The 24,653-nt window shown below is 31.7% G+C and carries 19 protein-coding genes and 4 pseudogenes; 15 read left to right on the top strand and 8 right to left on the bottom strand.

Annotation, left to right across the window (positions count from 1 at the left end):
• The first annotated feature begins 173 nt into the window (after positions 1-173).
• Both mnmC2 and AC0L5U_RS04610 read left to right on the top strand, forming a co-directional pair.
• Positions 174-858, top strand: a pseudogene (gene mnmC2, locus AC0L5U_RS04615) (tRNA (5-methylaminomethyl-2-thiouridine)(34)-methyltransferase MnmC2).
• A gap of 321 nt (positions 859-1,179) precedes the next feature.
• Complete coding sequence (locus tag AC0L5U_RS04610; RefSeq protein WP_473414894.1) at positions 1,180-2,085, top strand: TIGR01777 family oxidoreductase; 906 nt, start codon at positions 1,180-1,182, stop codon at positions 2,083-2,085.
• 29 nt (positions 2,086-2,114) lie between these two features.
• On the opposite strand, the gene AC0L5U_RS04605 is transcribed toward AC0L5U_RS04610, so the two are convergent.
• Positions 2,115-3,707: a hypothetical protein gene (locus tag AC0L5U_RS04605; protein WP_473414893.1), complete on the bottom strand. Its 1,593-nt coding sequence runs from the start codon at positions 3,705-3,707 to the stop codon at positions 2,115-2,117.
• Between the two features lie 316 nt (positions 3,708-4,023).
• A complete protein-coding gene (locus AC0L5U_RS04600; protein WP_473414892.1) occupies positions 4,024-4,755 on the bottom strand; it encodes a YceI family protein in 732 nt (243 codons plus the stop codon).
• Between the two features lie 173 nt (positions 4,756-4,928).
• Between AC0L5U_RS04600 and AC0L5U_RS04595 the strand changes: the two genes are divergently transcribed.
• From AC0L5U_RS04595 to AC0L5U_RS04555, 9 genes and pseudogenes are all read left to right on the top strand, one after another.
• Positions 4,929-5,489 (top strand): nucleotide exchange factor GrpE, encoded by a 561-nt coding sequence (locus AC0L5U_RS04595; RefSeq protein WP_473414891.1) that lies wholly within the window; start codon positions 4,929-4,931, stop codon positions 5,487-5,489.
• Positions 5,490-5,498: 9 nt separating this feature from the next.
• Positions 5,499-6,616 (top strand): annotated as a pseudogene (gene dnaJ, locus AC0L5U_RS04590) (molecular chaperone DnaJ).
• Between the two features lie 305 nt (positions 6,617-6,921).
• Positions 6,922-7,857: an ABC transporter ATP-binding protein gene (locus tag AC0L5U_RS04585; protein ID WP_473414890.1), complete on the top strand. Its 936-nt coding sequence runs from the start codon at positions 6,922-6,924 to the stop codon at positions 7,855-7,857.
• A 3-nt stretch (positions 7,858-7,860) separates the two neighbouring features.
• Positions 7,861-9,173 (top strand): annotated as a pseudogene (locus tag AC0L5U_RS04580) (ABC transporter permease).
• Positions 9,173-10,072 (top strand): mechanosensitive ion channel family protein, encoded by a 900-nt coding sequence (locus tag AC0L5U_RS04575; protein ID WP_473414889.1) that lies wholly within the window; start codon positions 9,173-9,175, stop codon positions 10,070-10,072. The pseudogene AC0L5U_RS04580 and the gene AC0L5U_RS04575 overlap by 1 nt, the downstream one beginning before the upstream one ends.
• Before the next feature lies 1 nt (position 10,073).
• Positions 10,074-10,958, top strand: coding sequence for a DUF6268 family outer membrane beta-barrel protein (locus AC0L5U_RS04570; protein WP_473414887.1), 885 nt, complete (start codon positions 10,074-10,076; stop codon positions 10,956-10,958).
• A 4-nt stretch (positions 10,959-10,962) separates the two neighbouring features.
• Positions 10,963-12,125, top strand: a pseudogene (locus tag AC0L5U_RS04565) (sigma-54-dependent transcriptional regulator).
• A 6-nt stretch (positions 12,126-12,131) separates the two neighbouring features.
• Positions 12,132-13,010: a PPK2 family polyphosphate kinase gene (locus AC0L5U_RS04560; RefSeq protein ID WP_473414886.1), complete on the top strand. Its 879-nt coding sequence runs from the start codon at positions 12,132-12,134 to the stop codon at positions 13,008-13,010.
• A gap of 15 nt (positions 13,011-13,025) precedes the next feature.
• Positions 13,026-13,538 carry a hypothetical protein gene (locus AC0L5U_RS04555; RefSeq protein WP_473414885.1) on the top strand — a complete coding sequence of 171 codons (513 nt, stop codon included), beginning with the start codon at positions 13,026-13,028 and terminating at the stop codon, positions 13,536-13,538.
• On the opposite strand, the gene AC0L5U_RS04550 is transcribed toward AC0L5U_RS04555, so the two are convergent.
• The 6 genes from AC0L5U_RS04550 to AC0L5U_RS04525 form a co-directional block, all read right to left on the bottom strand.
• The gene (locus AC0L5U_RS04550) at positions 13,510-15,081 is read right to left on the bottom strand and encodes a hypothetical protein (RefSeq protein WP_473414883.1); all 1,572 of its coding nucleotides are present in this window, start codon (positions 15,079-15,081) and stop codon (positions 13,510-13,512) included. The two genes, AC0L5U_RS04555 and AC0L5U_RS04550, sit on opposite strands and share 29 nt — an antisense overlap.
• A 60-nt stretch (positions 15,082-15,141) precedes the next feature.
• Positions 15,142-15,912 carry a carboxypeptidase-like regulatory domain-containing protein gene (locus tag AC0L5U_RS04545; RefSeq protein ID WP_473414882.1) on the bottom strand — a complete coding sequence of 257 codons (771 nt, stop codon included), beginning with the start codon at positions 15,910-15,912 and terminating at the stop codon, positions 15,142-15,144.
• Between the two features lie 171 nt (positions 15,913-16,083).
• The gene (locus tag AC0L5U_RS04540) at positions 16,084-17,106 is read right to left on the bottom strand and encodes a UDP-glucose--hexose-1-phosphate uridylyltransferase (protein ID WP_473414881.1); all 1,023 of its coding nucleotides are present in this window, start codon (positions 17,104-17,106) and stop codon (positions 16,084-16,086) included.
• Positions 17,107-17,129: 23 nt separating this feature from the next.
• Positions 17,130-18,278 carry a galactokinase gene (galK, locus tag AC0L5U_RS04535; protein WP_473414879.1) on the bottom strand — a complete coding sequence of 383 codons (1,149 nt, stop codon included), beginning with the start codon at positions 18,276-18,278 and terminating at the stop codon, positions 17,130-17,132.
• A gap of 10 nt (positions 18,279-18,288) precedes the next feature.
• On the bottom strand, positions 18,289-19,179 hold the full coding sequence (locus AC0L5U_RS04530; protein WP_473414877.1) for an aldose epimerase family protein: 891 nt from the start codon (positions 19,177-19,179) through the stop codon (positions 18,289-18,291).
• A 12-nt stretch (positions 19,180-19,191) separates the two neighbouring features.
• On the bottom strand, positions 19,192-20,184 hold the full coding sequence (locus tag AC0L5U_RS04525; protein ID WP_473414876.1) for a GntR family transcriptional regulator: 993 nt from the start codon (positions 20,182-20,184) through the stop codon (positions 19,192-19,194).
• A 164-nt stretch (positions 20,185-20,348) separates the two neighbouring features.
• Here AC0L5U_RS04525 and AC0L5U_RS04520 point away from each other — a divergent pair, with 164 nt between their 5' ends.
• The 4 genes from AC0L5U_RS04520 (at position 20,349) to AC0L5U_RS04505 (ending at position 24,650) form a co-directional block, all read left to right on the top strand.
• Positions 20,349-21,053 (top strand): sodium:solute symporter family transporter, encoded by a 705-nt coding sequence (locus tag AC0L5U_RS04520; RefSeq protein WP_473414874.1) that lies wholly within the window; start codon positions 20,349-20,351, stop codon positions 21,051-21,053.
• A complete protein-coding gene (locus AC0L5U_RS04515; RefSeq protein WP_473414873.1) occupies positions 21,046-21,738 on the top strand; it encodes a sodium:solute symporter family transporter in 693 nt (230 codons plus the stop codon). Before AC0L5U_RS04520 ends, AC0L5U_RS04515 begins: the two co-directional genes overlap by 8 nt.
• 8 nt (positions 21,739-21,746) lie before the next feature.
• The gene (locus tag AC0L5U_RS04510; protein ID WP_473414872.1) at positions 21,747-21,992 is read left to right on the top strand and encodes a hypothetical protein; all 246 of its coding nucleotides are present in this window, start codon (positions 21,747-21,749) and stop codon (positions 21,990-21,992) included.
• A gap of 198 nt (positions 21,993-22,190) precedes the next feature.
• Positions 22,191-24,650 (top strand): glycoside hydrolase family 2 TIM barrel-domain containing protein, encoded by a 2,460-nt coding sequence (locus AC0L5U_RS04505; protein WP_473414871.1) that lies wholly within the window; start codon positions 22,191-22,193, stop codon positions 24,648-24,650.
• The last annotated feature ends 3 nt before the right edge of the window (positions 24,651-24,653 follow it).

Raw genomic sequence — 24,653 nt, 5'->3', positions numbered from 1 at the left:
GTCATAGCGAGGACGAAGGACGTGGCTATCTGTTAAATGTTAGTTCAAAATAAGGTTTGTTGGTTTTATTCTTAAAAAAGGATGCCGTTGCAATCCCTAACGCAGGCAAATCTGCAATAATCAGTAATAACTAACAATCTTAAATCATATTTATAAAATTCTAAAAGTAAAACATGAAAAGACAAGTTGTAATAACAGCCGATGGGTCTTCAACCATACATCTTCCAGATTGGGACGAGCAGTACCATTCTAAACACGGCGCCATTCAAGAAGCATATCATGTATTTATAAAACACGGCTTACATCATTTCGTTAGTTCTGAACTTGTTTCAGAATCTCATCAGGAAATCTCAATCCTAGAAATAGGTTTCGGCACAGGGTTAAACGCATTCATCACTTTATTAGAAGCCGAAACATTAAATATAAACATCAATTATAATGGGGTAGAAGCATACCCAGTTCCTCCAGAAGAAGTTTCACTTTTAAATTATCCTTCAGAATTAAAAGTAAAAGAAAAAACAACAACTGTTTGGGCAATTACACCAATTATCATGGGAAAAACACCATCAAATCAATCCACAATTCAGTTTAAAAAAACAACAAAAAATGTTTCATCAAATTGATGATAAAAATGAATACAACCTCATTTATTTCGATGCCTTTGGCGCTAGAGTACAACCCGAACTTTGGACAGAAAACATCTTCCAACTCATGTATAACGCACTAAAAGAGAATGGCGTTTTGGTAACCTATTCCGCAAAGGGAAGTGTACGTAGAGCCATGCAATCCGTAGGTTTCACAGTAGAAAGACTCCAAGGTCCACCTGGAAAACGAGAAATGCTTAGAGCAACTAAGTGAGTTTTCAGAAGTAGCATCCAAAAATATTATAACCCTTTATTTATCATTCCTAAACTCTTTGCGTCTTTGCGAGAGAATTTTTTTAAGTTTTAGGTCACAGTCACAGTCACAGTCACAGTCACAGTTACAGTCACAGTTACAGTATTCAGTAGTAATGTCTATGATTTCAATATTCTGAATCAATTTTCCACCCAAGCTCAAATGCACCGTCATTTGTCACCAGTCTTCTGTCCATTTATTTCATCCACTTCAACTGTTAAACCTAACTTAAACCTTTAGTATCTCCATACCACATTTTGTAACTTTAATAAAAAAAGATAAATGCGCATATTAATTACAGGAGCAACGGGGATGATAGGTCAGGAAATAGTAAAACTGTGCCATTCTAAAGCTATAAATGTCAATTATTTAACTACTAGGAAGTCTAAAATTACCGATACAGAAAATTACAAAGGCTTTCATTGGAATCCAGATACCAAAGAAATAGATACTGATTGTTTTAAAGACGTAGAAGCCATAATACATCTAGCAGGTGCCACAATTTCAAAGCGGTGGACAGAAAGTTACAAGCAAATAGTTTTAAAAAGCAGAGTAGAAAGCACAGAATTACTGATTAACACACTAAAGGGATTAACACATTCAGTAAAACAAGTAGTTTCAGCGAGTGCCATTGGAATTTATCCAGACTCGTTAACCAATTATTACGACCAAACTCATGAAGAAATAAGTACTTCATTTTTAGGAGAAGTCGTAAACGCATGGGAAGCAGTAGTTGATAGGTTTTCAGAAGTTAATGTGTTAGTTTCCAAAGTTAGAATAGGTTTGGTATTAAGTGATAAAGGCGGCGCTTTAAAAGAAATAGTGAAGCCCATAAAATATGGCGTTGGAGCAGCTTTTGGTAGTGGTAAACAATGGCAATCTTGGATACATATAAAAGATTTAGCAAGAGTATTTCTATATGTTTTAGAGCATAAACTAACTGGTATTTATAATGGCGTAGCACCAAACCCTGTAACAAATAAAGAGCTTACCAAAACCGCAGCAAGCGTTTTAAATAAACCACTTTTTCTGCCAAACATTCCAAAGTTTGTTATGAAATTAGCTTTAGGAGAAATGCATATTATCCTATTTGAAAGCCAACGTGTAAGCTCTAAAGAAATTGAAAACAAAGGCTTTCAATTTGAATATTATTGCTTAAAATCTGCTTTACAGGATTTGTTGGGGTAAGCAAATATTAAATTTCTATTTAAAATAAATTACAGAGGTTTTGGAAATTCTATAAGGCGAAAATTGTCTTCATCAATTTCAAGAATATTAGTTTTAAAAAACTCCCATTCCATTATCTCATCATAGGAATTATATTTGTCGTAATCATATGCCTTAATTCCATCATTTAGTTCTAAATCATTTGTTGTATGGAAAAATGAATCTTCTAATGCATTAATAATTGAATTTGGTAACGACAAACGAGGAACAATCTTTTCCATACCATCTTCTGCAAAAACTTTGTAAGTCCAATACATGCTTCTGCTTACAAATTGACTACCTGTTCTCGTATTCAATCGTTTGTTTAGAGCAACAGAGTAATAATCTACATCGCTATTACTAGCATTTAATTTAATCGATGTATTTGATACTTCTACACTCGCAGTCCAATTTGGAATATTAAGTTCTATTTCTCCATCAGCACCTTGAGTAATATATGTTATTCCATTTTTACTATAAGAAAATCGGTTACGATATTGACTTAGTCCAGATATAATAGGTAAATCTAAATAATCAATACTTTCTTGATCAGGTTCGGTTGCATCATATATAAGATGACCTTGATTTAGTTCTAATTCTGCTTCGTTTTTAAACCCATTTCTTAACCAAAATAATGAGCCATTGTCGTGGTCTGGCATATCTATCTTTGTGGTTTCTTCAGCATTTATGAATTGATTTGCATCAATTTCTTTATTGGTATTTCCTGTATCTGGGGTAAAACTCAAGTAATCGTAACTTTCCTTTTTTCCAATTAAGCTTGATGCTAACCCCACGAAACTCTTTCTTAAATAAATGGGTCTATCTGCATTATGTTTAATTGTTATGGTAGAGTATTGTGCAGTACCAGAATATGGACTGGCTCCATAGCCATAACCAGTTGCATAGTAGCGTGGTTGATTTTCAAAAGGAACATTATTAATTTTTAAATCTAAGGTGTGACTAAATTGAAGAGGCATTTCCGCAATTTCAGGAAGTTTTGAGCTGCCCAACAAGAGTTTGAAAGTTGAAATATTAAAAAGTTTTAATCTTCCATTTAATTTTACAGCATTATCGGCTTTAGAAATATAAACTTTTTCATCAAGAATTATTTTATCGGTATAAATTTTTTGTTTTCCACTTGAAATTAAAGTGCTTTCAAGTTCAGTACCATCCAAATTGTTGAAAAATAACCAATGCTGATTTTCATCAATTTCATGAGGATTAAACTCGTATTCCAATAAAAGGTGCTTAATTTCAACAGAAAATGTTTTAGATGTTTCGTTACCCAAAGCGTCTTTTGATACTACTATAAAATCTGTTTGACCAACAGCTAGTGCATATGGGCTTAAGTTTACATCAAATTGCTTTTCTGTACTAGCAGCAAGTTCTTTACCATCATGAAATATTTTAGTTTCTGTAGTGGAATCGTCAACAACACTAACTGATATTTTAGTGGATTTTTCAATAATCCCAGATAACCCATTAACTGTAAGTACTGGTTTTAAAATATCAACAATTTTATCATCCTCGGCAGGATTATCAGATTTGCTACATGATAAAATGATTAAGGATATAAAGGAAATAAGTAGGATTCTAATTTTCATAAGTTTGAAAGATTTAATTTTGTTTATGTAAAATAATAAGCAACTAAAAACAAGTTCCGGGTATTGGTTTTTCTATACAATTTCCTTCTCCAAAACAGACAGTTTCAGTTTCGCAGCCTTCTTCTTTTTTTGTACATGAAACTATATTTAGAATTATAACGCATAGTATGATATATTTTAATCTATTCAATATTTTAAGGTGATTCATATTATTTAATTTATTCTTGATAATGTTAGCAAATAATTACATAAAAAGGCGTAATCTAATATATTTTGTATGTTATTTAAACAAAAGTAGTTGAAATTTTTGATAACTTCAAAAACTATAATTTGAAAACAAAAAAACCACCTCAAAAGGTGGTTTTAAAATAATATTTCCGTCAGCTAAATTACTAATTAAGCCTTTTTTAGCCGTAACGTTAATCTTTAATTCAATATCATCATTAATAAATTTATCTCCTAAATTATCAAAGAACGATTTAGAACCATATTGTACATTCCATTTAGAACGGTCAATAGTAAAAGTTTCACTCGTTAAACTTACTATACCAGCAGTTTCGGAAACAGATACAGGAATTGTAATGTTATTTTTAACGCCTTTAATGGTTAAGTTTCCAGAAAGCATTGTTTTACCATCAGTTTCGCTTACACCAGTTACTTCAAAAGCAGAACTTGGGTGTTTTTCAACATCAAAGAAATCATCATTTTTTAAATGGCCAACTAACTTTGCATTGCCTTTTTCTTCAGCAGGAATATCTAAAACAGTAATAGATGTCATATCAATTAAAAAAGAGCCACTTTCAATAGTATTTCCACTAAGTGCAAAAACTCCAGAGTCTAACTTAATAGTTCCGTTATGAGAACCTGTAGGTTTAAAACCTTTCCATTCAATTGCAGATGCCTCGGTATCTACAGTATACTTAACTGCTTCTACTTTTGCTTCAGCAGCGGCTTCGGCAGCACTTGTTTCAGCTTCTTTAGCTTTGTCTTTACAACCAACTAACGCTAATGCTAGAGCTCCAACGCATAAGATATTTCTAAAATTCATTTTCATTTGTATTCAATTTTTAAAGTTAAGTGTCAAATTTAAACAAATTGTTTTACAGAATAAAAAAAGTTAAACAAAATTTGTGTCAAATTAATTAATGACAATGTGGCATTTTAACAATATTGGCAGTACTTTTGCCAACCGAAATGTAGTAGTGTTTAATTAGATACACCATGAGTAAAAAAGATAAAGCAAAAGATATACAAGAAGAGCAACTAAACGGCGCCGAAAATCAGGCTGCAGCAGTTGAAGAACAAGAGCATGAAGCAGTTGAGGAATTAACTGTTGAAGAAAAATTACAAGAAGAAGTTCAAAAAGAAAAGGATAAATTTTTACGCTTATTTGCAGAGTTTGAAAACTATAAAAAACGTACTTCTAGAGAGCGCGTAGAATTATTTAAAACTGCAGGAAAAGAAGTAATGATTGAGTTATTACCTGTTCTTGACGATTTTGAACGTGCTTTAACACACATTGAAGACGATAAAGAAGCTGAAGAATTACGTAAAGGTGTGTTATTAATTTACCAAAAATTGCTATCCACCTTAGAGAAAAAGGGATTAGCTATTGTTGAAGTGTCTCAAGGTGATACTTTTAATGCTGATATTCACACGGCAATCACACAAATACCTGTACCAAGTGATGATTTAAAGGGTAAAATTGTTGATGTAGTTGAAAAAGGATACAAACTTGGAGAAACTATTATTCGTTTTCCTAAAGTAGTTGTAGGTCAATAAAATAGAAATATGGCAAAGAGAGATTTTTACGAAATATTAGGCATAAATAAAGGTGCATCTGCAGCAGAAATTAAAAAGGCTTATAGAAAAAAGCTATAGAGTTTCATCCTGATAAAAATCCAGATGATAAAGATGCTGAAGCTAAATTTAAAGAAGCAGCCGAAGCTTATGAAGTATTAAGTGACGACAATAAAAAAGCACGTTACGACCAATATGGACATCAGGCCTTTGAAGGTGGAGGTGGCTTTGGTGGTGGTGGCATGAATATGGATGACATATTCAGTCAGTTTGGTGATATTTTCGGTGGAGGTGGCTTTGGCGGCGGTTTCTCTGGTTTTGGTGGCGGAGGCGGTCAACGTCGTGTAAAAGGTAGTAACCTTCGTATTCGTGTAAAATTATCACTTGAAGAAATTGCCAACGGTGTTGAGAAAAAGATAAAAGTAAAACGTAAAATTCAAGCGCCAGGAACAACTTATAAAACTTGTTCTACTTGTAATGGTGCGGGTCAAGTTACACGTATAACAAATACTATATTAGGCAGAATGCAGACGTCTGCCCCTTGTAATGCTTGTGGTGGTGCAGGGCAAACTATTGATAAAAAACCTGCTGATGCTGATGCTCAAGGTTTAAAAGTTTCAGAAGAAACAGTTTCTATTAAAATACCTGCTGGTGTTGTTGATGGTATGCAACTCAAAGTTTCAGGAAAAGGTAATGAAGCTCCTGGAAATGGAATTTCAGGAGATTTATTAGTGGCCATTGAAGAAATAGATCATGTAAACTTGCAGCGAGAAGGCGATAACTTACATTATGATTTGTACGTGAGTTTCCCAGAAGCAGTTTTAGGAACTTCAAAAGAAATAGATACTGTTACTGGTAAAGTACGTATCAAAGTTGAAGCTGGTGTACAATCTGGTAAAATCTTACGCTTACGCGGAAAGGGAATTCCTAGCATAAATGGTTACGGAAAAGGCGATTTGTTAGTTCATGTTAATGTTTGGACACCCAAAACGTTGAATAAAGAACAGAAAGAGTTTTTTGAAACTATGTTGGATGATGACCATTTTTCACCAAAACCAGAAACGTCAGATAAATCATTTTTTGAAAAAGTAAAGGATATGTTTTCTTAGTTGAAAATCAATATGCTAGATTTTAAAATTCCGTGAAAGCGGAATTTTTTTATGTAAGTGTTAACTTATTCTAATAGTTTTGCTATTAGTTCAGAAAAAAACTATATTTGATTATCGCTAATTAACTTTAGTGATAATTTTTCTTTTTCATAGCAATTTTTTTCCCATCCTTGATTTTATCGAGGGTGGGTTTTGTTTTTAGGACGTTTTACACTACTTTTTTGCTTTATATTTTCTTTACTTACTTAATAAAGGCTCAACTACATTTAATATCTTTACAACTCCTTATCAATTAAAAATTGTGAATGAATAACATATTAGAAGTAAATGGTGCAAGTAAAAAATTTGGAGATTTTACTGCATTAAATAATGTTTCTATTTCTGTGCCAAAAGGTAGTATTTATGGTCTTCTAGGACCCAATGGTGCTGGAAAAACTACTTTAATAAGAATTATTAATCAAATTACTTTGCCTGATTCTGGTTCTGTAAAGCTTGATGGAGAGCTGCTTAATAGCTCTCACATAAAAGATATAGGTTATCTCCCAGAAGAACGTGGTTTATATAAATCCATGAAAGTTGGAGAACAAGCTTTGTATTTAGCACAACTAAAAGGTTTAAGTAAAATGCAAGCAAAAGAACGCTTAAAATATTGGTTTGACAGATTAGAAATAGGAGATTGGTGGAACAAGAAAATTCAGGAGCTTTCAAAGGGTATGGCGCAAAAAATTCAGTTTGTGGTAACTGTTTTGCACGAACCTAAGCTACTTATTTTTGATGAACCATTTTCAGGCTTTGACCCTATTAATGCCAATTTAATTAAAGATGAAATTTTGCGTTTACGCGAAAATGGTGCTACGGTTATATTTTCTACACACCGCATGGAATCAGTTGAGGAATTATGTGATGATATTGCTTTAATCCACAAATCGAATAAAATTTTGGATGGTAAAATTTTGGACGTAAAACGAAGTTATAAAACTAATACTTATGAGGTTGGTGTTAAAACATCTGATACCGCAATTCTTGAAAATGAATTATCAAAGACCTTTGAAATTTCACAAGCAAATTTTAAAACCTTAAATGAAGAATTAAAGTTAAACATAAAGCTTAATGAAAACCAGCAACCTAATGATTTGTTGAATTATTTAACATCGAAAGGAGAAGTGTCTCATTTTGTGGAGTTAATTCCTAGTGTTAATGATATTTTTATTCAAACTGTAACTCAAAATAACCTACAATAATTGATGAATCATTTACCTCTAATTATAAAGCGTGAGTATCTGTCTAAAGTTAAAAATAAATCGTTTATTATAATGACATTTTTAAGTCCTATTATCATGATAGTGCTTGTTAGTGTAGTTGCATATTTATCACAAGTAAATAATGATAAAGTTCGAGTTATTTCAATTTTAGATGAATCTGGATTAGTAAAAGATGTTTTTGAAAATAACGAGACTACTACATATCACATATTAGATGGTGTTTCTTTAGATGTAGCAAAAGAAATGATAATAGAGTCTTCGGGGTATGGACTATTGCATATTCAAAATAATAGTGATATCAATTTACTTTCTAAAGGGATTCGATTTTACTCAAAAGATTCGCCTTCACTTTCCACAATTTCAAGTTTAGAGAATAAATTAACAAAACGACTCACAAAATTAAATTATGAAAATTTAGAGATTGATATTGCTAAAATAGAAGCATCAAAAGTTAATGTCACAATTTTTCAAGAAAATTTTGAAGGAGAAACATCTTCAACTACTGATAATGTTATCAAACTCATTTTTGGAGGCGCAGCAGGGTATTTGCTGTTTATGTTTATCATTATTTATGGAAACATGATTATGCGAAGTGTTATTGAAGAAAAACCAGTAGAATTATAGAAATAATAGTGTCTTCTGTAAAACCAATACAACTCATGCTTGGTAAAATTATTGGGACTTCTTTGGCTGGAATTACTCAATTTACCATATGGATTGTGCTGGGTAGTATTTTACTTTTCGTAGTTTCTGCTATATTGGGAATAGATATGGCGCAAATGCAAACACCACAGCAAGCAGTTATAGAACAAGCCATGGAAAACCCTGATATTAATGTGAAAATTCAAGAAGTATTAAAAGGGTTTTATAATTTACCACTAGCCAATTTAATTATAGCTTTTGTTCTGTTTTTTATAAGTGGTTACCTATTATACAGTTCGCTTTATGCAGCAATAGGGGCTGCAGTTGATAACGAAACAGATACACAACAATTTATGCTTCCAATAATAATGCCTCTAATATTAGCAGTTTATATTGGGATTTTTACGGTTATTGAAGATCCTCATGGAACAGTATCTACTGTGTTTTCTTTTATACCGCTTACTTCTCCAGTAGTAATGTTAATGCGTATTCCTTTTGGTGTGCCCATATGGCAACAAATACTATCTTTACTTATATTAATTGCGACTTTTATATTTACTGTTTGGATAGCTGCCAAAATATACAGAGTGGGAATTTTAATGTATGGCAAAAAGCCAACCTACAGAGAATTAATCAAATGGATTAAATATTAATGTATCAGGAAATAGAGAACATAAAAGAAGAGATTGAGAAAAGTTCTATTTGGTCTAAAATTGGCGAGATATTGAATACTGACCTGTCAATTACAAAGGATATAAGTATTACAATTAAAGGCGTTTTACTTGTTATATTTGTGATTTTTATCACTTCTTTAGTTTTAAATATCGCTAGAAGAGTATTAACGAGGCGATTGCCTGATGATGATAAAACTAAGTTTAAAATTTTGTTTGGTTATGGTAAATGGATAGTTTATCTCATTATCCTGTTAATTACCTTTAATGCTATTGGTGTAAATGTTACTGCTGTTTTTGCAGCATCTGCGGCTTTATTAATTGGTGTTGGTTTAGCTTTGCAAACATTGTTTCAAGATATTATTGCTGGTGTTTTAATTCTTTTAGATCAAACCATTCATGTTGGAGATATTATAGAAATTGATGGTAAAGTAGGTAGAGTAGAAGAAGTTAAATTAAGAACCACAAGAGCAGTAACAAGAGACAATAAAGTTCTTATTATTCCACATCATTTATATCTAACCAATAGCTTGTACAATTGGACTCAAAATGGATCAACCACCAGAGAAAGTGTTACAATAGGCGTTGCCTATGGTAGTGATGTGCAATTGGTTAAAAAACTATTAATAGAAGCCGCATCAAGCAATGATAAGGTTTTAGTACATCCAGCTCCATATGTGTTTTTTGATAATTTTGGAGATAGCGCTCTAGAATTCAGGTTAGTATTTACAATAAATGATAGTTTTCAAGGCGTAATTCCAAAAAGTGAAATTCGTTTTGAAATAGATAGGTTATTTAGAGCTCATAACATTTCCATACCTTTCCCTCAAAGAGATATTCATATTATTCAGAAACCTTTAGAAAAAGATTCAAAAGAATAGTATGAGTTATAGGTTAAAATGGTTTTTATGTATTTTGCTATTCATAGGTGTTTGTAACTCTAGTTTTGCGCAATTAACCGATTTGGCACGATTAGAATATTCGTTTATTCCTCAGAGTAATTCAGAAGATCAATATACTCGATTAAGAGCACTTTTAAATTTTCCTATAGAAATAAAAGAAGATTGTTATTTTATAATAGGAGCAGAGTATAATAATATCATTTTAAATCTTGAAGAAGATTATCCATTTGATGTCAATAAATTAAATCGAATACATGTTATAGATTTAAGTTTAGCATATACATTTAAATGGAATGAAAAATGGAGAGTAGGTTTAAAGTTAAATCCAAGAATTGCTTCAACATTAACAAAGAGTTTGGGATCTGATGATTATTTTATGAATGGCGGCCTATTTTTGATTAATGATAGAACAAAAGAAGAAAATTTAAAAAGACCATATCGTTTAATTTTAGGATTAACCTATAACGCTACAACAGGAATACCATTTCCGCTACCTTTTGTAAGTTATTTTAGAGCCATAAACGAAAAATGGAGCTTTAATGTAGGTGTACCAAAATCTAATTTAAAATATGCCGTAAATTCTAAAAACAATGTACAAGCGTTTGTAGCTTTGGATGGTTATTTAGCACATTTACAAGAAGAATATATTATTAATGGTCAAGAAGTAGATCATATATCATTATCGGTAGCTGTTGGTGGTTTAGGCTACGAATATTTATTTAGTAAACATTTGGTAGGGTATTTGTATACAGGCTACACATTCAGATTAAATAATGTATTACGTAATAAAAATAGAGATGAAGTTTTTAAATTAGACAACATAAATGCGTTTTACTTAAGAACAGGAATAAAATTTAAAATATAAAATTATGCCGAAAATATTAATAATTGAAGATGAAGCTGCTATTAGACGTGTGTTGGTTAAAATTCTTTCAGAAGAAAGTGATACTTATAAAGTAGAAGAAGCTGATGATGGTTTAAGCGGAATAGAAAAGATAAAGAAAGAAGATTATGATTTGGTACTTTGTGATATTAAGATGCCAAAAATGGATGGTGTTGAAGTATTAGAAGCTACTAGAAAACTAAAACCAGAAACTCCAATTGTAATGATTTCTGGCCATGGCGATTTAGATACTGCAGTAAATACAATGCGTTTAGGGGCTTTTGATTATATCTCAAAACCGCCAGATTTAAATCGATTATTAAATACCGTTAGAAATGCTTTAGACCGAAAAGAGCTAGTTATTGAAAACAAAATTCTTAAGAAAAAAGTCAGTAAGAAATATGAAATGATTGGAGAGAGCGATTCCATCTCTCAAATTAAAGATATTATTGATAAAGTAGCTCCTACAGATGCTAGAGTTTTAATTACTGGACCAAACGGAACAGGTAAAGAATTAGTTGCACATTGGTTACACGAAAAGAGCGAACGTGTTAAAGCACCAATGATAGAAGTTAATTGTGCTGCAATACCAAGTGAACTTATTGAAAGTGAGTTGTTTGGCCATGTAAAAGGTGCCTTTACAAGTGCTAATAAAGATAGGGCAGGTAAATTTGAAGCAGCAAACGGTGGTACTATTTTTCTAGATGAAATAGGAGATATGAGTTTATCGGCTCAAGCTAAAGTGCTTCGTGCTTTACAAGAAAGTAGAATTCAACGAGTTGGTAGTGATAAAGACATTAAAGTGAATGTAAGAGTTGTAGCAGCTACAAATAAAAACCTTAAAAAAGAAATTGAGGATGGTAAATTCCGTGAAGACTTATACCATAGACTAGCTGTTATTTTAATTAAAGTACCAGCTTTAAATGAAAGGCGAGACGATATTCCTATGCTAATAAACCATTTTTCAAAAAGATTTCAGATGAACAAGGTACTGCTCTAAAGAACTTTTCTGATAAAGCTATAAAATTACTTCAAGATTATGATTGGACAGGAAACATTCGAGAATTACGTAATGTTGTAGAACGTTTAATTATCTTAGGAGGAACTGAAGTTAGCGAACAAGATGTAAAACTATTTGCAAGTAAATAAGATATTATGGAAGATATTAATTTAGAAGATTTTAAAGTTACAAGTAAAATACAGCTTAGTAATTGTACTACTAACTTAAACTTACAAGTAGAAGATAATGATGTAAAGAAAGAATTAAAAAAGGTTAGAAAAGACTTAGGGAAGCTTCAAGATACCATGTATGCACATGGAAAATATGCTGCTTTAATTTGTTTACAAGGCATGGATACTTCTGGAAAGGATAGTTTAATCCGTGAAGTGTTTAAAGATTTTAATGTTCGTGGTGTAGAAGTGCATAGTTTTAAAGTGCCTACAGAATTAGAGTTAAACCATGATTATTTATGGAGACATTACATTGCGCTGCCTTCAAGAGGAAAGTTTGGTATATTTAACAGAACCCATTATGAGAATGTTTTGGTAACCAGAGTCCATCCTAATTATATTTTAGGCGAAAACTTACCAGATATAAATTCTGTTGAGGATATAGACGACCAGTTTTGGGATAAACGTTTTGACCAAATCAATAATTTTGAAAAGCATATTGCTGAAAATGGTACACTTATTTTTAAGTTCTTTTTGAATTTATCAAAGGATGAGCAAAAAAACAGATTATTACGTCGCTTAAATAAACAGGAAAAAAATTGGAAATTTTCTGCTGGCGATTTAAAAGAGCGTAAACTTTGGGATAACTATCAGGAGTGTTACGAAGATGCTATTAATAGAACATCCAAGCCTCATGCGCCTTGGTATACTATTCCTGCAGATAATAAACCTGTTGCAAGATATATGGTTGCTAAAATTTTGTATGATACATTAAAATCATATACTGATATTGTAGAACCAGAATTAGATGATAAAACAAAAGCTAATTTATCGTTGTATAAGGAACAGTTGGAGAGTGAATAGTTAAACTATTTTCTAATGAAAACGAAAACGTGGTTTTATATTTTAATTACTTCTATAATTGTTGCTGGTTGTCAACAATCAAAAAATAAAATTGAACCAAGGAATTTGCATGTTTTCGATTTAGACTCTTTAAAACGTATAGAAAACTATAAGTTGCATATTATAAATTCGGATAGTTTAATTAAATATCAATATCTCAATTTAAATAATAAAAAGAAGGACATATCATTAACTTATAATATTAACTCAAGACTTATACGTTTTGGGGATACAGACTTTAAATGTGAAACTAAATTTTCATACTCGAATCTTAATTTATCGAAAAATAAATTTAATTTGTTACAATCCATAGATTCTTGGGATGATGGAAATGGTCCAATGCTGTTTAATCAAGACTATGGTATTTTAAATATCGATAACGGTTGGGGTTTGCAACTCATTTTTATGAACACAAATAGTGAAAATACAGCTGCTAGTATTTTAGAAAAACTAAAAGAGGTTAATTATCCTCAGGTTCAGGAAAAGTAATATGCTGATATGCTCCAATGTCGGTACTAGCAGTTCTATTAACTTCTAATATATCATTTGGTACCTGACTCGCAAATGTTGAATTTCCTTGACCATTTGCAGCAGAATCATCACCAATAATCAGCATGTTTTTACTTGGATCTTTAAAATCAGGGTCTTCATTAAAAATTATACCTTCATAAAGAGAGGTGTTTTCAAAATCGTAATTATCACCAGTAAAATTGTTGTTTCTATCTTCAAAGCGAACTAAACAATTAGTGAATTTAAAATTGAAACTCACAGCTTCATCTTCAACTTCATCTAATAGAAATTCAGGATTATCGTTTCCGTAGATAATGCAATTATTAAAATTGGCTTCAGTTAAATCAGCAACTATAGCGGTTTCATCTTCATCAATCACAAAATTATTAATTAAAAGTGCGGGTAAGGGTCTAAAGCTGTTTTGCCAATAATTAGCAATGGTGCAATGTGTAAAATTATATTTTCCACCAAAAGTAGCTGCAAGTGAAGATTGACCAGCATTATTTAAAACCACATTTTTTCCAGTAATGGAAGTGTTTCTTCCTAAAATACCGAAACTTCCAGAATTATATATTTGCGAATTGTTAATGGTTAATTTATTAAAAAAGCTATTGGCATTGCCATCACATAAAATACCAACAAGAGCATTTTTTATAGTGGCATAGTTAAATGTATTGTTAATACTGCCATCTAAAATCCAAATAGTTCCCCATTGCCCTGGTCTTTCCGAAAAGTTTGGCTCTAATCTATCAGCTTCAAAAATTACTTCGTTATCTAAAGTTTCTTGATCTGGGCTATAAGCGCCATTCACATTTATTGAGGCTCCAGCTTGTACAATAATTCCAGAGTTTTCGTGAAAATGCAATCTAGCACCAGCTTCTATATTCAATGTTTGTCCACTTGGTACTGCAGCAAAACCATAAATAACATAAGGTTTTTCATTGGTAAGGGTTAACTCATTGGGTGAAAATTCACGTCCTTGTAAATTAGTAATAACTTGTTGCCCGCCAATATTAAGCGTAAGTGTATCCACTATTTTTGTGGTGTTATCCCTGTTTGGATATATAAAAACTGCATCCTTAACTAAGGTAACTAACTCAACTTTTTGCATGTTTCCTCCAGAATCAAATTCAATTTGGTCGTTATATAAAAATTCACCATTTATATTTGGAGTAGTATTGATATCAAGTGTAGTTTCAACAAAGATAAATAGACTATCATTTGCCAATAACTCAATGTTTTCGAAGGTCTTTCCAGCAATTCCATCAACACTTAGTCTGTATTGAGATGCATCACCCGTTGCTAATCTTACACTAGGTATTAGAATGTCATCATCACTTTTATTGTAAACTTTTAGGTTATACGTACTAGAACCAATGTTTGTGAAAACCGTATCTAAATAAACTGTGTCTCTTGAAAATTCAAGACTTCCAGTACTTGGAGCAAATTCAAAATCTTTACGACAAGAACTCCAAAGAATTAAAAAACATATGGTAATTGTAAAGTAGATATAGCGTTTCATTAAAGCAAAAGTAATTAATGGCTAAAAATATAACTTTTGAAAAGAAGAATTATTATGAAATCACTTTTTTACTGAAAAAGAATCTATTGTTTTCTCATATTCTCGGGTGATTTCTAAAAATTCATTACTAAATTTAAATAAAGAATCTAAAAAGACCACTTTGTTTTCTTCTGAAGTTAACTGTTTATTCAAATTTTTAGAATCACAGTAATCCAAAAAAAGGTGTGCGTATTCTTGCGGTATATTTAAATCTTGATTTAGTAATCTCAAATTGAATAGTTTGTCTTTTTTAAAAAGAGAATCTAGAGTTTTATAAGTGATTAATTCTACAGGTTGTACTTTAGGCTTGTCTTTCTTTTTAAAAAGTTTACCTATCAATTTAGCAACTTCAACAAAATTAATACCACTAGAATATGAGGATTTGGGCATGTACAAATGGGGATTGTTTTTCATGTCATTAGCTAATTGAAGTCCAGTATTTTCTGAATATTCAATAGGGTTAAATGTTTTGACTTTTTCATCAATTACTAGAACTTCCCCGAGCTCATTCAATATTTTTTTTAGTTCAAAAACGACAATATTATTGAAATCACTAGGTTTTAGTATTACACTTTTTTCATGATGAAATAGTGATTCAAATATCAATGTATCCTTCACGCTTGCAGCAATTATAAAACTACCTTCGTTATCTGTATAAGTTTTTGTTTTTTTACTAATATTAAAAATCTTGATGCCTTTAACGGTAGATTCATTATCATAAACTTTCCCTTTTATGCTTTGAGAATACATTGAAAAAGGGAATAGTGCTAAAATAAGAATTCTTAATACCATGGTTTTTTATAATGAATTTCAAATTAAAGTATTTTGACAAATAGGTTATATAGTATTAAGATACTTTAACACAAAGATTAAAGAACTCTTAACATTTTAATAAAAAAACCTGATAGTTTTTTACGACATATCAGGTTCTCAGTTGAGTAAAATTTAGTTTAAGTTGTTTTTTTATAAAAGAGCTTTTATCATTTTTACAGCAGTTTCAGCAGTAATATCTCGTTGTGGAGAGCCAAACATTTCGTAACCTACCATAAACTTCTTGACAGACGCGCTCCTTAATAAAGGTGGGTAAAAACTCATATGAAAATGCCAATGTTTGTTTTCATTACCGTCAGTTGGAGATTGATGAATACCACTAGAATAAGGAAAAGAAGTATTAAACAACTTGTCGTATGCTTTGGTTAACACAGCTATGGCTTCTCCATATTGCAATGTTTCAGCATCAGTCATATCCAAAATATTTGCCATTTGTCGTTTTGGAACAATCATGGCTTCAAAAGGCCATATTGCCCAAAATGGTACAAGAACCACAAAGCCATCATTCTCAAAAATAATACGCTCTTGTTTTTCTAATTCCTGATTTAGATAATCCCCCAAGAGGCTACTATTATTCTTATTATAGTAATTTAATTGTTGTGTGTTTTTCTTATCTACTTCGTTTGGTAGGGTAGACTGACTCCAAATTTGCCCATGTGGGTGCGGATTACTACAACCCATTACAGCACCTTTATTTTCAAAAATTTGAACGTAATTAATATTAGGGTTTGCTGCCAATTCTTTATATTCTCTTTGCCATGCAAAAACTACCTTTTGAATTTCAGTAGCAGACATATCTGCCAAACTTTTTGAGTGATCTGGACTAAAACAAATTACTTTACAAATTCCTGTTTCACTTTCAGCAACCAACAATCCGTCATTAACAGTAAATGTTGGAGAATCACTTTGAAGTGCTGCAAAATCGTTAGTAAAAACAAAAACATCAGTATATTTTGGGTTTACTTCTCCGTTGATTCTGGTATTTCCAGCGCATAAATAACATGATTCATCATATTCAGGACGTTTTTCGTTATTTACGGCTTCATTTTGTCCCTGCCATGGTCTTTTTGCACGGTGCGGAGATACTAAAACCCATTCTCCAGTAAGAATATTAAAACGCTTATGCGAATAATCTTGTAAATCTGTATTCTTCATTATTATAATTTATATTTCGTTGGTTATTTTACTATTCGTGTTCCGTCAGCTAATTGAATAAAATATACAGAACATTCTTTATTAAATTTTTTCTTGTATGCATTTGATGCGGTTTCGGCAAATGCTTTAGCTTCTTTCTTTGCTATCAAATTAATGGTACAGCCTCCAAAGCCACCACCCATCATTCTTGCACCCAAAACATGCTTATTCTTTTTAGCTTGTTCAACTAGGTAATCTAATTCATCACAACTTACTTTATACTGGTTTGATAAACCTTCATGAGATTGATAGATTAAAGCTCCAAGGGTTTCTAAATCATCATTTTCAATAGCTTTAGCAGCCTTTATTGTTCTGGCAATTTCTTGAATAATATACAATGCCTTTTGATAGTTTGCAGGAGTTACTTTATCTATAACAGTTTCTAAATCTGCCTCAGTTGCATCTCTTAATGCTTTTATACCTAGTAATTCAGAAACTCGTTCACAAGCTGAACGTCTATCATTGTAGGCACTATCAGATAAACTATGCTTAACATTAGTATTGATAAGCATTAATTGGTGATCTTTAAAGTCTATTTTGTATGGTTTAGATTTTATGGTTCTACAATCCAAGTGCAATGCGTTATCTTTTATACCAAACATACTAGCGTATTGATCCATAATACCACAATTCACACCAACATAATTATGTTCTGCTTTTTGAGATATCAAAATCATATCTTCTTTAGATAGTCCTAGTTCAAACAATTCATTTAAACCAAAAACTATACTATTTTCCAAAGCAGCTGAGGATGACATGCCCGCACCACCAGGAATATCACCTTTAAAAATGACATTAAAATCTCCTACAACTTTGTTTCTGTTTTGAATTTCTGCAACTACACCAAATACGTAATTTTCCCAATTACCTTCTGTTGTAGGATTGAGCTTGTCTAATTCAAATTCAATTGTACTATCTAAATCTAGAGCAATCGCAGTACAATGACCAGAATCACTTTTTTGAATAGCAGCAGCAATACCTTTATCTACAGCAGCGGGAAAAACAAACCCGTCGTTATAATCAGTATGTTCTCCAATAATATTTATTCTTCCTGGAGAAAAAATAAGTAATGGGTCGGTTTTAAAAGTTTTAATAAATGTCTTTTTTACATCTTTAATTAATGTTGCGCTCATTTTGGTTTGTTTAGTTGTTAATTATTTTTAAGCCCCAATTTATAGTATGTGAAGCATTTGGTTGCAAAGTTTCTAGCCCAATTGCGTTATTAAAACTATCAGAAACCCCAGTTGTAGGTTCTATAGCAATAACATTTTGCTTTGGTGGTGTATAGACTTGAAGGTAGTTTTTTGTTCCAGATGCGTTAAATTCTAAATTGTATTTGGGTGTTTTAAAAGTTACTTTATCGGTGTTTAAAACCCAACAATCATCCAATTGTTGATTTTTTAAACTCAATTTACCTGTATTTTCTATATCTGTAATTCCAGTTGTAATATTTCGCTCTCCAAGTATTAGTTTTTGATGGCTATCAAAATTTAATTCACTTTTATTTAAGTTGTCACTTATAAAATATGGATGCCAGCCTAAGGTAAAAGGAAAAGGTTTAGAGTATGTATTTGTAATAGTTACTTCCAAGCTTATGGCATCTTTCTTAAAAGTATAATTCACTTTTATTTTATAAGTGAACGGAAAACCTTTGGAATTACTGTTTTCAATATATTCTAATACTACTTTAGCTTCATGATCTGTAACATCCTGCTGAATAACTTTAAATGTTTTATTGTACACTAAACCATGAAGTGCATTTTGTTCTTCTTCTTGATTTTTTCCAAGTTGAAAACGTTCTCCGTTAAACTCATATACACCATCTTTGATACGATTGGCAAAAGGAAATAAAATGGCAGAAGCGTAAGTGCTATCATATGTAAGCGGGCTTAAATCTTGAATTATTGCATGACCACCAATAGTAAGTTCTTGAAGACTTGCGCCTTGATCTAAATAAATTTTACCATTAACTGATTTATCAGAGTTTTTTATTTCTAAAATGTTTTGGTTTGTAACCTGATTGATTGTGTACACAAATTATCTATTTTAAAGTGAATGTCTTAGTATTAATTGATTTGGGTTTTCTATATGTGTTTGTTCTTTATTCTGAATCATTGTAGCTAAACGTATACCCATTGCAGTAAAATCTGTTGAAATTGTAGTGATACCTCCTTCAACTATTTCCTTAAGTAGTGTGTCATTGTAAGAAATAATGCCTATGTCTTTTGACAAAATGAGATTTTTATCTTTCATTTGCTTAATTACACGCAATAAATTCTTGTCATCTGGGATAATATATAATTCTCCTTTTTTAAGGGTTTTATCATATAAAGAATCAATAACAAGATAGGACATATTTTTATTTTCACAAAACGAAATAAATCCATCACGCATGCCTTGAGGTTGTTTATCGTTTGAAAAAACTAAAATTAATTCGTTATATTTTTTGATATCGTTATAAGCTTTACTGAGGCTATCAAAAATATCTTTTTCAAAATTTTGATAAATTCCAGGATATTGTTTTAGTTTTTCTGGCATTTGATCTAGAATATAAACCTTGTCTTCTGGCAACTTTTTTAAAATACTTTCTGTATTTTTTAAATTAGCTGGCATTATAATATAGTGATTGTAATCTCCAATATTATCTTCTATTATTTTACTGAAAACATGATGGTTAAAATGATGAAAGTAAATGTCTACTTCAATACCTTCGTCTAAATTTATAATAAAAGAGTTGTATAAATCTTCTTTAAAAGAATTTAATTCATCAAAGAGTAAAAGCACCTTTTGCTTAACGTTTACATTTTCACTTGTTACATAATACCCTTTTCCAACTACCGATTGAATAATGCCTCTAGTTTTTAATTCGTTAAAAGCCATTAAAACTGTATCTCTAGAGAGTTTGTGCTCATCTTTAACACTATTGATAGATGGTATTTGATCTCCTTTTTTTAGTTGACCACGAATAATAGCCTTTTCAATAGAGAAAACAATTTGTTGATATTTTGGAGTGCCTATTTTGTTTTTTATCTCAATCATTGGGTACAAATATATATAAAAATAATTTAAAAACCTACTAGACCCTACTAGTTGGTTTTATTATTTACTCACAGAAACATTTCATAAGATTGACAACAACATTTCTTTAAATATAAATACATATATTTGGAACTTTAATACTAACTAAAACTAAATATTTAATTATGACAGCAGGATTTGATACATTAGATTATGTTGTATTTGTTGCTTACGCCATCTTAATTTTGGGTGTAGGTTTATGGGTATCGCGTGATAAGGATGGACATGAAAAAAATGCGGAAGATTATTTCTTGGCAAGTAAATCGTTACCATGGTGGGCAATTGGAACATCTTTAATTGCAGCAAACATTTCAGCAGAACAATTTATCGGAATGTCTGGTTCTGGATTTGCATTGGGTTTAGCTATTGCATCTTATGAATGGATGGCTGCATTAACATTAATTATTGTTGGTAAGTACTTTTTGCCAATATTTATTGAAAAAGGATTATACACAATTCCTGAGTTTGTTGAAAAACGGTTTTCAACTAACCTAAAAACCATTTTGGCTATATTTTGGTTGGGCTTATACATTTTTGTAAACCTTGCTTCAGTTTTATACCTAGGAGGATTGGCTATTGAAACCATTATGGGGGTAGATATGATGTATGCCATTGTAGGTTTGGCATTATTTGCTGCAGCTTACTCATTATATGGTGGTTTATCAGCTGTTGCTTGGACAGATGTTATACAAGTTGTATTTCTAGTTTTAGGTGGTCTAGTGACAACTTATTTAGCTCTAAATACGGTTTCTGGAGGTGAAGGTGTTTTAGCTGGATTCTCAAAAGTGGTTGAAGCTGCTCCAGAAAAAATTCCATATGATCTTGGATGAATCTAATGATAACTATGTTAATTTACCTGGTATATGGGTATTGGTTGGTGGTTTATGGGTTGCTAATATTTATTATTGGGGATTCAATCAATATATCATTCAAAGAACTTTAGCAGCTAAGTCCCTAAAAGAATCTCAAAAGGGTATTTTATTGGCTGCTTGTTTAAAACTAGTTATTCCATTGATAGTAGTTATTCCAGGTATTGCAGCTTACGTAATGGTTAACGATCCGTCAATTATGGCTAATTTGGGTGAAGTAGGTATGCTTAACGTACCTTCTACGGATCAAGCTGATAAAGCATACCCTTGGTTATTACAATTTTTACCAACAGGACTTAAAGGTGTAGCATTTGCTGCTTTAGCTGCCGCAATTGTATCCTCTTTAGCGTCTATGTTAAATTCTACATCAACCATTTTTACAATGGATATTTATAAGCAATACATTAATCCTAAGGCGAATGATAAAGCTACAGTAAATATGGGGCGTATTTCTGCCGCGATAGCTTTGATTATTGCAGTTATTGTTGCGCCATTATTAGGTGGTATTGACCAAGCATTCCAGTTTATTCAAGAGTATACAGGTATTGTAAGTCCAGGTATATTAGCGGTATTCTTATTAGGTTTATTCTGGAAAAAACTACAAACAATGCAGCAATTTGGGGTGCAGTATTATCTATACCAATAGCATTAGCATTGAAATTTTTACCAAAGTATGTAGATGCTTTCTCATTTTTGGAGCCATGGATGCATCAAATGGGAATAGCAACTGTATTATCAATAATTGTTATTATGGTAATTAGTCATTTAGAAAATAAAGGTGCTGATGATTCTAAAGGAATTGAACTATCTAAGGATTTATTCAAAACGTCTCCGTTATTTAATATAGGATCTTTTGCAGTATGTATTGTTCTAGCAGTACTATATTCTATGTTCTGGTAGAAAATAATTCTAAACATATTTATAAAAGCCCTACTTTTTTAAGTAGGGCTTTTTTGTTGGCGTAAAAATTTAATTTGGATAGTTTGTTACTATCTTTAGATGTTTTGTAGTGTTTGGAGCTTCTCAATTTTATTAAGTTTGGACATTCTTCAAATTTATAAAAGAATAAATAATCATAAAATATTTCAAATGAATAGAATGAAAAATAATTTTCTATTAGTTATAACAATTATTTCATTAGTAGGATTTCAAAATATTGAAGGACAAACCAAAAATTTTGATGCCTCATGGAAGTTTTTTAATGCTGAAGCTAAAGGTGCTGAAAAAGTTGATTTTAATGATTCGCAATGGCGCAACCTAAATTTACCTCACGACTGGGCAATCGAAGGCCCTTTCGATATAAAATACAATGCCCGTTCTGGTGGTTTGCCATTCCATGGTACAGGTTGGTATCGAAAAAACTTCAAAATGGATAGAAATGCCAAAGGTAAAGTGGTACGTATAGAGTTTGAAGGCGCTATGTACAATGCACATATATGGGTAAACGGACAGTTTATTGGAAACAGACCTTATGGATACATTGGTTTTGAATTTGATATTAGTAAATATTTAAAATATGATGACTCAGACAACGTAATTGCAGTCCGTTTAAAACCAGAAGATTTATCTACAAGATGGTATCCTGGAGCTGGTATTTACCGTTCTGTTTGGCTGAAAATTGATAATAAAGTGCATATCGGGCATTGGGGAACTAATATTACCACACCAACAGTTACAGAAAAACTAGCCGTTGTTCAGAATGAAACAACTGTTATAAACAATACAGATGCATCAGTAAAAGCTAATGTAAAACACGAGTATTTTTCGCCAGAAGGAAATAAAGTAGCCACAATAGATGAAGATATCAACATTGCTGCTAATACCTCTGGGGTTTCTGGTACATGGTGTAATATCGAAAACCCTAAACGTTGGGATATTTACAAACCTAATCTTTATAACGTTGAAACTACAGTTGCAGTAAATGGAAAAGTTACTGATACTTATAAATCTCGCATAGGTTTAAGATCTATTGCTTTCACAAAAGATGGTTTCTTTTTAAATAACAAACAAGTGCGTTTTAATGGTGTGTGTTTGCATCATGATAATGGGGCTTTAGGAGCTGCGGTATATAAAAGAGCAGATGAAAGAAAACTTCAAATTATGAAAAACATGGGAGTTAATGCTATAAGAACAAGTCATAATCCGCCATCTAGAGCTTTTTTAGAAGCCTGTGATGAATTAGGATTGGTAGTTTTAGATGAAGCTTTTGATGTCTGGAAAATGCTAAAAGTCCCTAATGGTTATAATTTGTTTTTTGATGATTGGGCAGAACGTGATTTAAAAGACATGATACGAAGAGACCGAAACCATCCATCAATAATTATGTGGAGTACAGGCAATGAAATTATTGAACAAAGGGATAAACAGTATGGCTGGAAAGTAGCCAAAATGCTAAATGATGTTTGTAAAGCAATAGACCCAACACGTCCTTCAACCATGGGAATGAATAACTATATTAATCCTTATACTTTTAATTTTGCGCAACAAGTAGATATTGCAGGAGTAAACTATAAGCCTACAAAGTATAGCGAAATAAGAGATCTGTTTCCAGAATTACTGTTGTATGGCTCAGAAACTTCAAGTTGCACGAGTAGTAGAGGCGTCTATCATTTACCAATAGAAAAATACCAAACACACGAATCTAAACACGTAACGAGTTATGATTTAATTGGACCTCCATGGGCGTATCCACCAGATATTGAATTTCATTTTCAAGAACAAAATCAATATGTAATGGGTGAGTTTATTTGGACAGGGTTTGATTATTTAGGAGAGCCAACACCATATGGAGGAAAAGACAATTCTACAAACGGTTATTGGAATGCTGATTGGCCGTCTCGTAGTTCTTATTTTGGAGCCGTAGACTTGTGTGGTTTTCCAAAAGATAGATTCTATTTATACCAAAGTCAATGGACAACAGAACCTATGGTTCACTTACTACCACATTGGAATTGGAAAGGCATGGAAGGACAAACAGTACCTGTGTATTGTTATACAAACTGCGATTCAGCAGAATTATTTGTCAACGGAAAATCAATGGGTAAAAAAATAAAAGGTAAAGATTTAACAGAAATAAACGTTGATTTTTTAAGGTATGAACCCAAAACGTTTCAATCAAAATACAGATTATCTTGGGATGTGCCATATGAAGCAGGAGATATAAAAGTAGTAGGTTATAAAGACGGTAAACCCGTAAAGGAAGAACAAATTTATACAGCTGGAAAACCGGCCAAAATCAGTTTGTCTGTTGATAGAAAAGAAATTGATGCAGACGGAAGAGATTTAGCATACGTTACAGTTAGAATTGAAGATGAAAACGGAAATCTTTGCCCTAATGCTGATAATCAAGTATTCTTTTCAACTAAAGGAGAAGGGGGAGTTATTGCAGTAGATAATGGAAATCAAACTAGCGTCGAGTCTTTTCAAGCAAGTCATAGAAAAGCTTTTAGTGGGATGTGTTTAGCGATACTTCGTTCTAATACTAAAAGCGGAAATATTAAATTATACGCTAAATCTAAAGGCTTAAAAAGCAACAGCATTTCTGTAGTAACTAAATAAATC

The organism is Jejuia sp. G7-7, assembly GCF_055808955.1.
This window is presented reverse-complemented; position numbering and strand designations above follow the sequence as displayed.

What these genes read in the sequence shown, in the direction of transcription:
- AC0L5U_RS04610 (WP_473414894.1), top strand. Translation starts at nt 1,180, where the DNA reads ATGCGCATATTAATTACAGGAGCAACGGGGATGATAGGTCAGGAAATA.
- AC0L5U_RS04605 (WP_473414893.1), bottom strand. Translation starts at nt 3,707, where the DNA reads ATGAAAATTAGAATCCTACTTATTTCCTTTATATCCTTAATCATTTTA.
- AC0L5U_RS04600 (WP_473414892.1), bottom strand. Translation starts at nt 4,755, where the DNA reads ATGAATTTTAGAAATATCTTATGCGTTGGAGCTCTAGCATTAGCGTTA.
- AC0L5U_RS04595 (WP_473414891.1), top strand. Translation starts at nt 4,929, where the DNA reads ATGAGTAAAAAAGATAAAGCAAAAGATATACAAGAAGAGCAACTAAAC.
- AC0L5U_RS04585 (WP_473414890.1), top strand. Translation starts at nt 6,922, where the DNA reads ATGAATAACATATTAGAAGTAAATGGTGCAAGTAAAAAATTTGGAGAT.
- AC0L5U_RS04575 (WP_473414889.1), top strand. Translation starts at nt 9,173, where the DNA reads ATGTATCAGGAAATAGAGAACATAAAAGAAGAGATTGAGAAAAGTTCT.
- AC0L5U_RS04570 (WP_473414887.1), top strand. Translation starts at nt 10,074, where the DNA reads ATGAGTTATAGGTTAAAATGGTTTTTATGTATTTTGCTATTCATAGGT.
- AC0L5U_RS04560 (WP_473414886.1), top strand. Translation starts at nt 12,132, where the DNA reads ATGGAAGATATTAATTTAGAAGATTTTAAAGTTACAAGTAAAATACAG.
- AC0L5U_RS04555 (WP_473414885.1), top strand. Translation starts at nt 13,026, where the DNA reads ATGAAAACGAAAACGTGGTTTTATATTTTAATTACTTCTATAATTGTT.
- AC0L5U_RS04550 (WP_473414883.1), bottom strand. Translation starts at nt 15,081, where the DNA reads ATGAAACGCTATATCTACTTTACAATTACCATATGTTTTTTAATTCTT.
- AC0L5U_RS04545 (WP_473414882.1), bottom strand. Translation starts at nt 15,912, where the DNA reads ATGGTATTAAGAATTCTTATTTTAGCACTATTCCCTTTTTCAATGTAT.
- AC0L5U_RS04540 (WP_473414881.1), bottom strand. Translation starts at nt 17,106, where the DNA reads ATGAAGAATACAGATTTACAAGATTATTCGCATAAGCGTTTTAATATT.
- galK (WP_473414879.1), bottom strand. Translation starts at nt 18,278, where the DNA reads ATGAGCGCAACATTAATTAAAGATGTAAAAAAGACATTTATTAAAACT.
- AC0L5U_RS04525 (WP_473414876.1), bottom strand. Translation starts at nt 20,184, where the DNA reads ATGATTGAGATAAAAAACAAAATAGGCACTCCAAAATATCAACAAATT.
- AC0L5U_RS04520 (WP_473414874.1), top strand. Translation starts at nt 20,349, where the DNA reads ATGACAGCAGGATTTGATACATTAGATTATGTTGTATTTGTTGCTTAC.
- AC0L5U_RS04505 (WP_473414871.1), top strand. Translation starts at nt 22,191, where the DNA reads ATGAAAAATAATTTTCTATTAGTTATAACAATTATTTCATTAGTAGGA.